The 12,666-nt window shown below is 39.4% G+C and carries 11 protein-coding genes and 2 tRNA genes; 9 read left to right on the forward strand and 4 right to left on the reverse strand.

Annotated elements, in window-relative coordinates:
- From tnpC to ASJ81_RS04120, 6 genes are all read left to right on the forward strand, one after another.
- Window positions 1–709 (forward strand): IS66 family transposase (gene tnpC / locus ASJ81_RS04095; RefSeq protein WP_141241575.1); only part of this gene is annotated, 709 nt, incomplete at its 5' end.
- Window positions 710–957: 248 nt separating this feature from the next.
- Entirely contained in the window at window positions 958–1,356 is a 399-nt protein-coding gene (locus tag ASJ81_RS04100) for a DUF3467 domain-containing protein (protein ID WP_095643374.1), read from the forward strand.
- Window positions 1,357–1,684: 328 nt separating this feature from the next.
- Window positions 1,685–1,909: an LSM domain-containing protein gene (locus ASJ81_RS04105; RefSeq protein ID WP_048107204.1), complete on the forward strand. Its 225-nt coding sequence runs from the start codon at window positions 1,685–1,687 to the stop codon at window positions 1,907–1,909.
- A gap of 31 nt (window positions 1,910–1,940) precedes the next feature.
- On the forward strand, window positions 1,941–2,366 hold the full coding sequence (locus ASJ81_RS04110) for a helix-turn-helix transcriptional regulator (protein WP_095643375.1): 426 nt from the start codon (window positions 1,941–1,943) through the stop codon (window positions 2,364–2,366).
- 124 nt (window positions 2,367–2,490) lie between these two features.
- A tRNA-Glu gene (locus tag ASJ81_RS04115) sits at window positions 2,491–2,565 on the forward strand.
- 441 nt (window positions 2,566–3,006) lie between these two features.
- A tRNA-Glu gene (locus tag ASJ81_RS04120) sits at window positions 3,007–3,084 on the forward strand.
- Between the two features lie 594 nt (window positions 3,085–3,678).
- Here ASJ81_RS04120 and ASJ81_RS04125 read toward each other — a convergent pair.
- A complete protein-coding gene (locus tag ASJ81_RS04125; protein WP_095643376.1) occupies window positions 3,679–4,602 on the reverse strand; it encodes a hypothetical protein in 924 nt (307 codons plus the stop codon).
- A gap of 543 nt (window positions 4,603–5,145) precedes the next feature.
- On the opposite strand from ASJ81_RS04125, the gene ASJ81_RS04130 reads away from it, so the two are divergent.
- The 3 genes from ASJ81_RS04130 to ASJ81_RS04140 are packed head-to-tail and all read left to right on the forward strand — an operon-like array spanning window position 5,146 to window position 7,954.
- On the forward strand, window positions 5,146–5,670 hold the full coding sequence (locus tag ASJ81_RS04130) for a hypothetical protein (protein WP_095643377.1): 525 nt from the start codon (window positions 5,146–5,148) through the stop codon (window positions 5,668–5,670).
- Window positions 5,667–7,172, forward strand: a complete 1,506-nt coding sequence (locus ASJ81_RS04135; RefSeq protein WP_095643378.1) for an ABC transporter ATP-binding protein — start codon at window positions 5,667–5,669, stop codon at window positions 7,170–7,172. Before ASJ81_RS04130 ends, ASJ81_RS04135 begins: the two co-directional genes overlap by 4 nt.
- Entirely contained in the window at window positions 7,169–7,954 is a 786-nt protein-coding gene (locus ASJ81_RS04140) for an energy-coupling factor transporter transmembrane component T family protein (protein ID WP_095643379.1), read from the forward strand. Before ASJ81_RS04135 ends, ASJ81_RS04140 begins: the two co-directional genes overlap by 4 nt.
- 1,387 nt (window positions 7,955–9,341) lie before the next feature.
- Here the strand turns inward: ASJ81_RS04140 and ASJ81_RS04145 are convergent.
- The 3 genes from ASJ81_RS04145 to ASJ81_RS04155 form a co-directional block, all read right to left on the reverse strand.
- Complete coding sequence (locus tag ASJ81_RS04145) at window positions 9,342–10,982, reverse strand: AMP-binding protein (protein WP_095643380.1); 1,641 nt, start codon at window positions 10,980–10,982, stop codon at window positions 9,342–9,344.
- A 134-nt stretch (window positions 10,983–11,116) separates the two neighbouring features.
- Window positions 11,117–11,560, reverse strand: coding sequence for an acyl-CoA thioesterase (locus ASJ81_RS04150; RefSeq protein WP_095643381.1), 444 nt, complete (start codon window positions 11,558–11,560; stop codon window positions 11,117–11,119).
- 105 nt (window positions 11,561–11,665) lie between these two features.
- The gene (locus ASJ81_RS04155) at window positions 11,666–12,244 is read right to left on the reverse strand and encodes a helix-turn-helix domain-containing protein (protein ID WP_095643382.1); all 579 of its coding nucleotides are present in this window, start codon (window positions 12,242–12,244) and stop codon (window positions 11,666–11,668) included.
- Between the last annotated feature and the right edge of the window lie 422 nt (window positions 12,245–12,666).

Consider the following 12,666-nt stretch of genomic DNA (forward strand, 5'->3'; position numbering starts at 1 on the left):
AGGAAAAAGACATTGGCTTCATGTAGCTTCTACTGACAAATACACCTGTTATTTTACTCATGCAAAAAGAGGATCCGAAGCTATTGATGCTATGGGAATTCTTCCAGAGTTTAAAGGGGTAGCAGTTCACGATGGATGGAAACCTTACAACAGTTATAATTGTGATCATGCTCTTTGCAATGTTCATCTCCAGAGAGAACTTACTGGAATTGAAGAGAATTATAAACAGCAATGGGCTAAAGATATGAATGAGCTGTTGTCTGAAATGAAAAAGTATGCTGATGAGTGTAAAGAGCAGGTCAAAAATCTAGATTTTGAACAAGTTAAGGCATTAGAAAAAAGGTTCAATGCTGTAGTCGCGAAAGGAATTGAAGAAAATCCACCTTCTTTAAATCCTGAAAAACGAGGAAAACGTGGTAAGAATCCAAAAACCAAAGCAAGGAATCTGCTTGATAGGTTTATAGAACATAAAGACAAGATTCTGAGATTCCTGACAGACTTGAAAGTTCCGTTTGAGAATAATCAAGCAGAAAGAGATGTCAGGATGATGAAGCTACAGCAGAAAATATCAGGAACTTTCAGAACTGCACGAGGAGCGGAAGCTTTCTGCAGAATTAGAGCATATATTTCAACAATAAGAAAGAATGGTTTACCTGTTTTAGAGGGTATTCTCGCGGCGCTCAAAGGAGCGCCGCTAACTATACCCTGAATAGTTACAAACGTTTTTACAAATAAAAGTATTAAAACACTTGTAGAAATAAAAAATATTAAAAATGTCTTTACAGACAAATATATCAAAAACATTTTTGCAGATAACACTGTATAACGAAGTAAAAAGTTCCTGCTTATGTGGGATTGCATCGTTTATTAGAGAATTGGCTAGCTTTTTAAGGGCCAGCCAGTATAATGGATCAAAATCTGATCAGATATTCTGAGAGTAAAAATAGAGGTAATTTCATGACCGAGGATGCAGAATCCAGGGAAAATATCGAAAGCACAGCTTCCAAAAAGATTAAGAAAGGCATTACAATCGAGTTTGTAAAGCCTGAAAACTTCAGGCAGATATATGCTATCGGAGCTGCAGGTGGGCACAGCCCTTATGATTTCAGGATTGGTTTTTATAATGACACTCCAAAACTGTTCGGAGATGCCTCGGAATCAAGGGTTATCCAGAGACGTGTAGAAACCGAAGTGATACTTTCTCCGGTAGCTGCACTTGAGCTTTCCCGCTGGCTTACCCAGCATATAAATGAATACGAATCCGTTTTCGGGCCTATTGCGAGAGCAATCCCGAGACCAAGAAAAGAGTCTGCAAAGCTTGCTGACGAAAGTACGGATCTTCAGGGTTATATCTGACCATTATATACGCCTCTTCACTCAATCAGAATAAAATACCGAAAAGGAACTGGAAAAACTATTTGACCCAGGAGTCTTTTGAGAGCTCTTGGAGATCGATGGTTATATATCTCTGTAAAGGATAAGTAGTTTTCAGTTTTCTTAAAAGCCGGTGGAGTGACAACATAAAGAAATTTTTCAGTCGCTGGTATAAAGCGACTGATACAGACAGCAAGTAAACCGCGAATGTGGTTGCGGTTTTAATGTAACTTGCTTCTCACTGGCTTGGGACGTAAAAAACAGAAAAAAGTACGGGGAGAATTCAGAATAAATCAGCGAGGGTTTAAATTTGTTCCCAAATAAAAAAGTTCAGAAAATTGTTGGATCAAGAATCCAGGTAGAAATGAAAGGCGATCTTAATCTGCTTGAAGGCACTCTTAAGAGCGTGGATGACTATATGAACCTCCATCTCGTGGACACCATGGAGATCGTGAAAGGAGAAAAAGTTCGTTCCCTTGGTTCAGTAGTACTTCGTGGTAATAACATTATACTGATTACTCCTGTAGAAGAATAAAACTTCATAAGGAACTTTATAGTGTGGAATCATGGATCTTGAAGAAGAAGCCTATAATATAATAAAAAGACATAAAGAAGGCGTTTTCCAGAACGTAATCTGGAAAGAGCTGGATATCGACAGCAGAAAATGTTCCAGAATCATAAAAAAGCTTCTGGATAAAGACCTAATTATAAGAGAGATTGGAGTCTCAAACGGGGCAAGAACATACCTGCTGAAAGCAAAGGAAGAGGTTAAGGAAAAATATGACCTCCTGCTTTCAGGATCATTGTTTTCGGCCTGTACAGGCTGTACGGGTGACTGTCAACCTGAATACTGCGGGAGACTCAGCGAATGGATTGACAACCTCATTCAAGAAGAGGACAAATCGGAAGATATAGGCGATCTGGAATCCGATATCGAAGATGAGGAAGAAGCTGAAGAAGAAGCTGAAGAAGAAGCTGAAGAAGAAATATGAGGAAGAAATTTCCTAATTTAACAACCAATAACATTTTGAAAGGTACTGCCAGCCGCTAACTATATATAGAAAAACCCCTTATTGAAGAACCCCTTCAATGAGGGGAAAATAAGATACAACAAAAGCTCCGGTAGTGTAGTCCGGCCAATCATTCCGGCCTTTCGAGCCGAAGACTCGGGTTCGAATCCCGGCCGGAGCACTATATTCTTTTTACATATTTGCCTTAATATAATTCTCTTATACTGATAATGTGCTTTCTCATTATACTGACAATATGCTTTTTTATCACGTTTTCTACTTAAATATGAGAACATTTTCTATTTATTTATAACATATTTCCTAATATCTATAAAGTTAATGTTATCAATTAAAAATACTAAAGTTGAGCGCGAAAGTTTATGATTTATGACCTGTCCACCTGGATTCCTTATATCAAACACCCTCTTTCAGAAAATCTTTTAGAAATTTTAGAAAACTTTTTAGAAAATTTTGCTCTACCTATAAAAGGGGATATGAAATAAATCAAACAGTCATTACATAAAAGATTATCTCATTAATTGATTACACTAGAAACTGCAGACAGGGGACAGGTTTATATATTACTAAAGTCTATTGAAGGTCTCGCTGTGAGATGCAATGTGCTCCGGTAGTGTAGTCCGGCCAATCATTCCGGCCTTTCGAGCCGAAGACTCGGGTTCGAATCCCGGCCGGAGCACCATAATCTTTCTTATATGGAACTTTTCTCATTAGTAATTATTCTATGTGATTTTTACTTGATCTTTTATTTATTTTTTATGTAATGTTATGCATTTTTTATGTGATTTTTTATATAATTCATATGATTTTGACTCTGTTCCAAAATCCAGTGATTTTCGTATTTTTTAATTGAAGACCTGAGTTAGCAAGAAGAGTCCAGTTATCATCAAAATCAATATTCGACATCTAAAGACTTCAATTTTTAAGTTATGTCACAAGGATCATGACTAATTACAAAACCTAGTGATTTTGAACTTTAAATTCATCACTAGGTTTTGGTACTGAGTCATGATTTTACGTGATTTATATAACGATTTATATAATGTTTTTATAATATTTTATTTTCTTTATATATAAATACAGAAAAAATAGATGTTAAGGCTTTGCTGCTTTGTTAAGTTTCTTAATTGTTTAACTTTATATTCTGCATCCTTAACTTTCTATTTTGCATCTTTAACTTTCTATTCTGCATTCTTAACTCCCTACGTACATTCTAAACTCTCTACGATTAACTCTCTACTTACATTCTTAACTCTAATTTTCTCCAGCTGCTTATTTAACTTTTTTTCATGATAAAAGAACGAAACTCTTTTATTTCTCTTATTTTTTCCAGATTTTGTTCTGTATCAAGCATTCCTGCCGTGTTAATGGATTCAAGCGCAGCTTTTGCGGCAAAGCAGGCTCCTTTGAGGCCCTGCTCCAGAGTAAGCACCCTAATCGTTTCCAGAGACCATGCTATTTGGACAAGTGTGTTTTTCATTCCGTGCCGAGAGACCTCAGTTCCCAGGTTTTCAAGTGCCTCGATTACTGCCTTTACGTAAGACTCACTATTTTCCCTTACAGCAGCATTACCCAGATCTTCAAGAGTAACTGCAGCTTCCAGAGTACAGGTTTCTATTGACTGTTCGGCAGAAGCAATTCCTATCTCCCCAAGGTGATCGATAGCAGCAGTTCCGGCCTTATAAAAGCCTTTTTTTATGGATAACAGAGATACCTGCATAAGGTAAACCTCAGAAAGGCTGACCAGCGTTTCCATTTTAATTCTTGAAAAGCTCTTCCCGCAAATTCCAAGTGATTCGGCTGTACTTCTGGCTGCCATTTCCAAGCCTTTTCCTGTAAACTCCAGGGCAAGACTCCCGACAATGGATAAAGCCTTTATAGCAATATGGACCCTTTTTTGGCCGGCAGCCTCAAGAGCTATATCTCCAAGAATACGACCTGAAACTGAGCATGCCTGATCCATTTTCATTTCGGCAGATACTCTCGCTATATCCCCTATAGAGATGATTAGTGCTTTTATATCCAACTCATTCTCAGCATCGGCTTCAAGGAGAATCAACTGGAGTGCAAAACCCTTGAGTTTGTCAACAGCTTCTACTGTTCCTTTCAGGTCCCCACTATATGCTTTTTTGAATCCTTCTTCAATAGTCCTGACTTCATCCAGATCGTTTACATTAACCGACGATATACCATACCCCACAATAGTCTTTGTAAATCCTATTGTTCTTACACCAGATTAGTTTTCCTATCGAAAGCGACTTCTGACTTGCTCTTCAACTCTACAACCTTTAGAACCATTATTTAATAAAAAACGGAATATAAGTATCACCTTTGAATTGTTTGATAGAAGTAAATCTCACATATTTATGAGAAGTAAGGCTTAAACAAGGTCAAAAAAACAAGCTCAAAAGGCGCACTCAGTTTCACAACTGTTTAATAAAATTATCACATGACAGAATTATTACATGACAGAATTATTACATGACAAATTGACACATGACAAAATTGACACATACTTTTCTAGTTGGAAAATTCTCCCTTAAATTTGAAGATGAAACTAATATAAGTATAATGCAGGCTACTAAAGCATAAAGTTTATATATTAATGTACATTATTATGCCTTATAGTACTAAGTTGTGTAATAGAATTGCCACGTTTAATTGAATTATCGAGTTTATAATCACAGTAATTCAGATTACGGGAGAATTTCCCGAAGAGTATTTACAGGTTGTGTGATTTTTAATGAAATCTCAGGATATTGCCATTGTTGGAATTTTGCTTGCAGTCGGCGCAATAGTGCGCTATTTATCCCTTGTAATTCCGGGTCCTATCGTTTCAAATCTTGTAATAGCGTTTTACTGCCTTGCCATAATCCTTGTGATGCCTACATTCACGGAAGTAATAGGTATAGGGATTGTAGCAGGCATAATGTGCGCATTTCTCAGTCATTCGATATTTCCGCCTGCAAACCTTATCAGTGAGCCTGTGGGTGCCATTGCCTGCCTTGTCACGTACACAAGTCTCAGGAATAAGTTTTCATTTTCTCCTGTGCCTTCAACGCTGGTAGGAACTCTGATTAGCGGATCAACATTTGTAATCGTTGCAATGATTATGATTGCTCCTGCGATACTTTCCAAGTTCGCAACCATGGGAGCTTTTGTAGCTGCTACGGTCCCGATTGTGATAGTGACCGCAATCGTCAATGCAAGCATTGTGCAGATACTTTACCTGCCTGCCTCAAGGGTGCTTGCCCGGGGGAAAGCATGATTGAATTGAAAGATTTTTCATACACCTACGGAACAGCTGAAAACCCTGTCCTGAAAAAAATTAACCTTGAGGTCCGACAGGGAGAACTGCTTCTGGTTACCGGGCACAGTGCAGCCGGAAAGACGACACTGGCTCTTGCTATGGCAGGCGTCCTGCACCATGAAATAGAAGGCAAGACCGAAGGAGAAATCATTTTCAAAGACCGAAACATAAAAAGTTTTAGCGGCATGAAGGAACTGAGCCGACATATCGGGATGGTTTTTGATGATGCGGAATCACAGCTTATCTTCACAAGTGTCGAAGAGGAAATCCGTTCCGGGCTTGAAAACCGGAGTTATTCCAAAAAAGAACTGAGACACAGGCTGGAAGAAGTAATGGAACTCTGCGAAATCAGCCATCTTAGAAGCCGGGCCCCACATGCTCTTTCCGGAGGGCAGAAGCAAAAAGTTGCACTTGCAGCAACCCTTGCCCTCGATACCGAAGTCCTTATCCTTGACGAAGCTACAGCCGAACTGGATACAAAGGCCGTAAGAAGAATCTTTTCAATCCTGAAACGGCTGAAAGAATCCGGAAAGACTATCATAATCATAGACCACAACATAGACGATTTCCTCGAAATCGGGGATAGGGTTGTGCTGCTTGAAAAGGGCAAAATAAAAGCTATAAAAAGTCCGGCTGATTTTTCAGCATCTTCTCTTGCAGCATCTTCTCCCTCTTCAGAACAGGAAATTTCTGAAACTAGCAGACAAAATCTTTATATGCCTCAGAATAAGGTTAAGGAAAGACAGCCCATTATTTCCGTAAGAAATCTCACACAGCGTTACGGAGAAGTCCTGGCACTCGACAGCATAGACCTGGAGATTTATCCTGGAGAGCTCGTTGCTGTGCTGGGCGAGAATGGTTCAGGCAAAACAACCCTTGTCAAACACTTCAATGGACTTTTACGCCCTTATTACGGAAGCGTAATTATAAAAGGCCTCGAAACTTCAAAAACTCCTGTAAACGAGCTTGTCAAACACACCGGCCTGGTCTTTCAGAACCCTGACAATATGCTTTTTGAAGATACCGTCGAAGCAGAAATTGCTTTCGGATTAAATAATATAAATATAGAAGGGCTTGAGGCTGAAAAAGCAATAGCCGATTCCCTTGAACTTGTAAATCTTGATGAAAAACTGAGAGTTTTTCCTCGAAACCTGAGCAGGGGAGAAAGGCAGAGGCTGGCAGTTGCCTGCGTAATTGCCATGAAGCCCGAACTTATCGTGCTCGATGAACCTACAACGGGTCTGGACGCCGAAGAATCGGACAATATGATGCACCTTATACGAAAGCTTCAGCAGGAAGGGCACACAATAGTCATGGTGACCCATAACATGCAAATAGTAAAAGACCATGCTGAGAGGGTTATTCGCATGGCTGACGGAAAAATAATCGAAGATACCAGAAAGGAAACTGCAGATAGCGAGCAGGTGAACAGAGGACATATTGGAGGCATTTGTGCATGAAGGAGATTATGCAGTATATTAATAGTGACAGCTTTTTACACAGCATGAACCCACTCTCCAAAATTGTAGCTGTTGCAGGAATTATAGTTCTGAGCGTTTTTACAACGAATTCCATAGTCCTGGCGCTTATGGTACTTGGAATCTTTCTGGTATCCCTCAAAGCCGGACTCCATCACGAACTTATCAGACAGCTCAAACTTCTTGTTTTCCTGAGTGTAAGCCTGATCCTGTTAACAGTTTTTACCATGAAAAACGGAGTAACCCTGGGATTTCTTATCCCTGCAGGAACTCTTACTGCCAAGGGGATCTTTCCGGTCACTACCGGAGCTCTGGATTTTGGAGTGGTTCTTTCCCTTCGATTCTTTGCAATGCTCTTTGCCTTTCAGCTTCTTGTGGTCACTACAAGGCCCAGTGACCTCATGAAAGCTCTTCTGGAAATCCACATTCCTGTGGACTATGTGCTTATGTTTGTAATTGCCCTTCGCTTTATCCCGAGCTTGCAGGTTGAAGGCCAGCGCATTCATGAAGCCCAACTTGCAAGGGGTTACAATCCGGGAAAAGGGCTTCGTGGAAAGGTAAGGAGTATAAAACCGCTTCTTGTGCCCCTGGTAGCAAATTCTCTTGGAAGAACCCAGGTCCTCGGCCTGACAATGGATATGAGGGGATACAGGGACAGACACAGCGTGGACAAGGGCAGGCTTGCCTGGAATAGAGTAGACTTTGCAGCCGTAGGCTGTGTGGCTCTCATGGGAATCGGCATAGTACTTACAGGACTTATATGAATTATCCTCCAAAAATGGAGGAACTCAAAATTTTCGGCTTTTCTTTATATTCCTTACCTTGCATTTCGGATTTCGCTCCTTTTATACAGAGATTCTGCCACTTTTTGTGTAAATACCCATGGAATTGGCTTATTTACCTTATTTTCAAAAAACTAAATTCGTAGTTGAAATCACTCGTTTAATTGCTAGTGTCAAGTCAATTGTCAAGGATTCAATGATTCCCAATAACTGCACTCGATTTTATACGACATTTTGTGTTTGACTCGACACTAGAATGTTCACCAGTACAGAGATATTAAGGAAAGTTAATAACGGGTTTTAATTGTCTTTTTATACTAATATTAATTTAAAGTGTTTATAAATGAAAGGCTATGTCCATATAATGAGCAACACTTGTTAGTACACACACAAATAAAAGTGACTCATCAAAGGACTTAAATAGAATAGGACAGTTATTGGTTGTTTGAAGATTTGAAAAGGTAAAATTGGGGGAAAACTCAAAAGCTGAATTTCAACCGGGAGAAAAACTAGATTGTTTGTACGATTTACCTAGATTAAAAAATTATGCTAAAAATTAATCAAAAATAGTTAAATTAAACGTAATTAAATGTCCAAGTTAAGATAAAAGTTAGTAATTGATTGAGAGCCCTTTTTGATGACCCTTGAGCTCTCAATCGGTGAAACCCCCTTGAAGAATACTCCCCCATATTCTTCCCATAGTTGCAAGAGACCAGTACAAACATTTAATTGATTGTGGTGATTGATTGAGAGTTCCTTTGTGATCCTGAACTCTCAATCGATGAAACCCCTACAGAAAAACTCCCCATACGCTATGCACAAAGATGTACTATTGCGCTTCTCTTACAACTACATCCTTCTAATGCTGAAATCGTATATATAATAAATTACGTTAAATATTCAATTGTCCATCGTTTTTGTATTATCATAAACTTTTTAGCATGGGAATAAATTAAAATATTCTTCAAAAATATAACCGATATTTAAAATTTGCCGATATCTAATTTTTTAATAGCTTTGAAATTTCAAAGCTTAAGAATTAACGAATTGAAACTCAATTGAGAAAGAAAATCGACCTTAATGATCGACAAAACAACATAGCTAATAACACAACCGGTCGACTTTTTAACGTACGCTATCGATAATTATCATAGTGGTTAGTAGTTGTTACTAGCTATTAATATCTGTCAACAGCTATCAATAGTTGTTAATATCTGTCAATAGCTATCAATAGTTGTTAATAACTGTCAATAGTTGTTAATTGCTATCAATAAATATCAATGGATATCAATAATTATCATAACTATCAATAACTGTTATTAATAAACTGTTAACTATCAATAGCTACTGACTTTAATAAATCGCTATTTTAACCTTGCTTATTAAGAAGTTCCACAGACAGTTCTCTTAACCTGTACTTTTGAATCTTACCGCTTGCTGTCAGTGGGAATTCGTCTACAATGAATACATGCTTTGGAACCTTATAGCGGGCGATCTTGCTTAAGGCATAATCCCTGATATCGGCTTCTGTAAGGTCTGCGCCTTTCTTGAGAATCACAAAGGCACCTACAATTTCCCCGTATTTTTTGTCAGGGATACCAACAACCTGGACGTCCGTAACTTCAGGTATGGTGAGCAGGAGTTCCTCAATCTCCCTTGGATAAATGTTTTCTCCTCCCCTGATAATCATGTCCTTAATCCTACCTGTGATCCTGTAATAACCGTTTTCGTCACAGGTCCCAAGGTCTCCACTGTGAAGCCAGCCATCTTCATCGATAACTTTTTTCGTTTCTTCAGGCATCTTATAGTAACCTTTCATTACATTATACCCGCGACAACATATTTCTCCTACAGTGTTTGGGGGCAGCGGCTCATTGGTATCGGGGTCAACAACCCTGACTTCTACGCCCGGGAAATGCTTGCCAACAGTTTCAACCCTGAGTTTCAGAGGATCATTCACATCAGTTTGGGTCATACCAGGAGATGCTTCCGTAAGTCCGTAAACACTTGTAATCTGATAGCAGTGCATATCATTTACGACTTTTTTCATGGCTTCTACTGGGCAAGTGGAACCTGCCATAATTCCTGTCCTCAGGGAAGATAGATCGAACATATCAAACATCGGATGTGTATATTCGGCAATAAACATTGTAGGCACTCCGTAAAGAGCCGTACATTTCTCTTTATGTACTGCAGCAAGCACCAGTAGAGGATCAAAAATTTCGAGCATAACAAGCGTTCCTCTGTGGGTCAGAATGGCCATAACTCCGAGTACTATCCCAAAACAGTGGAAAAGTGGTACAGGAAAACAGAGTCTGTCCACATAGGTGAACTTCTGTCGATCTCCAATAGAAAGCCCGTTATTTAAGATATTTTTATGAGTCAGCATGACTCCTTTAGGAAAACCTGTCGTTCCTGATGTATACTGCATATTGACAACATCGTCACAGTCGACACTGGCCATAATCTCGCGGAGCTCGTTATCAGGGTAATGGCTGCCAAGAAGCATGAGCTCATTTGTATTATACATACCCCGGTGCTTTTCCTGTCCTACGTAAATTATGCTCTTAAGATAGGGAAAGTTTTTGCTTTTCAATCTTCCTCTCTCAGAGGTTTTGAGCTCAGGGACAAGCTCATTTATTATTTCAATATAATCAACGTCTCTGTAGCTATCAATCATAGCCAGGGCTTTCATATCGGACTGTTTTAATACGTATTCGACCTCATGGCTCTTGTAGGCAGTATTCACAGTAACAAGCACTGCCCCGATCTTTGCTGTGGCAAACATGAAGGTAAGCCAGTCAGGGACGTTTTTTGCCCAGATTCCTACATGGTCTCCTTTTGTTATGCCTATAGCTAGCAGCCCTTTTGCAAGGTTATTGACCCTTTCGTTGAACTGCTCATAAGTAAAACGAAGGTTGCGGTCAGGATAAACAATAAACTCGTGGTCAGGGTCTACAGCCACCTGTTTTTCAAAGTAGTTACCGAGGGACTCTTTTATAAGATGCATGGTATCAGCCTCTCACTTGCATTATCAATTTTTTTGGAGCTGTCTGCTTGCGAACAGAGACATCTCGTATGCTCCAAAATTATGCTCCAAAATTATGCTCCAAAACTCGATTTGCGGGCAGTCAGTCAAGTAATTTAAATAGAGCAAGGGGAATCCGTATCTGTTTCAGCATTATTCATCGTAGGAAACATGTGTGAGGTCAGAATTTCGCGGATAGAATCAGGAAGAGGAATTGCTTTCTGGAGTTTGAAGTCGTAATAAACCAGCACTGCCTGACCCTTTACCTTGAGTTCGCCTTCCTGCCATGCTTCGTGTCCGACAGTAAATGAACTGTTCCCTATCTTTGCAATATAAGTCCTGATTTCCACATCCGACCTGAAGTACATCTGGTGCAGAAAATCAAACTCAGTCCTGACAAGAATAAGGTGCCATACATCAGGGCTAAGATCAAGGTCCGGTGAAAAAAGCCGGAACACGGAGTTTCTTCCAATTTCGAACCAGACCGGGAGGACAGTATTGTTCACATGCCCAAGCCCGTCTATGTCTCCAAAACGCGGACTAACAATTGTACTGAACATTTTGATTCCTTAACTCTCAAGTACTTGTGTTTAATTTCTCAAATCTGGAGTTTCTCCAGCCAGTAAAAATTAAGTGCCCACTTTTTCCTCTGCCTGATTGCGGCTTTACAGAGGAGCATAGATTACAGCTAGAATTTTTGCGTCCTCTTTTCCTGCTGCATGTACATCATGCGGGATAATAGAGTCATAATAAATGCTGTCTCCGGCGTTTAGCTTATGGACATCCTTTCCATAGAATATCTCGATTTCTCCGGACAGGACATAAATGAACTCCTCTCCTTCATGAGAAGATGGTTGGTGGCTTTCCTCGGGAGACGGATGAATATCAATGATAAAAGGCTCCATGTTGCGGTCTGCTTTATCGGAGGCAAGGGAATAAAACTCAAGAGCACTCTCCTTGGGTTTTTCAGCCTTCCCTGAAAAACGGACCACATTCTCTGAAAGTCCTTCCCTGACAATTACAGGTCCACTCTGGGGCATATCATCCAGAAAAGTACCAAGCCGGACGCCTAAAGCCCGGGCAATCTTTAAAAGAGGTGTTAAGGAAGGAACAAGGGCTCCATTTTCTAGCTGCTGGATTGATTCCTCACTGCTCTGACTGGCTTCAGCCAGTTCTTTAACAGTCATCTCCCTGGCTTCTCTAAGCTGGCGTATCTTACTACCGACACGGTTCTCTTCTGACATTTTTAATTTCCTCACAAATTATACGGGTAGCGGACCTGGCAGAAAAATATAAGCCAGTATCCTTTGATAGCCTCAAAGGCTTATCTCTTTTGCATCCATCTATTATAAAAAAATATCTTTAATGGATACTCTATATAAGCCACTGTGATAAAATGAATAAAGATACTTTATCGAAGCCCAAGTATAATTTGTCAAGTAGTTTGTAGATTATGAAAGCTAATTTTATGAGAGCTAATTTTGTGAGAACTAATTTTATGAGAACTAATTTATGAGAACTGATTTTATAAGAGCTAATTTTATGAGAACTAATTTATGAGAACTAATTTATGAGAACTAATTTATGAGAACTAATTTTATGAAAACTATATTCAGTACTTCGCTAAAAAATCTCTTCCTCATGTATTCTCCCCATCGATTTACCT

This window comes from Methanosarcina spelaei, assembly GCF_002287235.1.
Lineage (GTDB): Archaea > Halobacteriota > Methanosarcinia > Methanosarcinales > Methanosarcinaceae > Methanosarcina > Methanosarcina spelaei.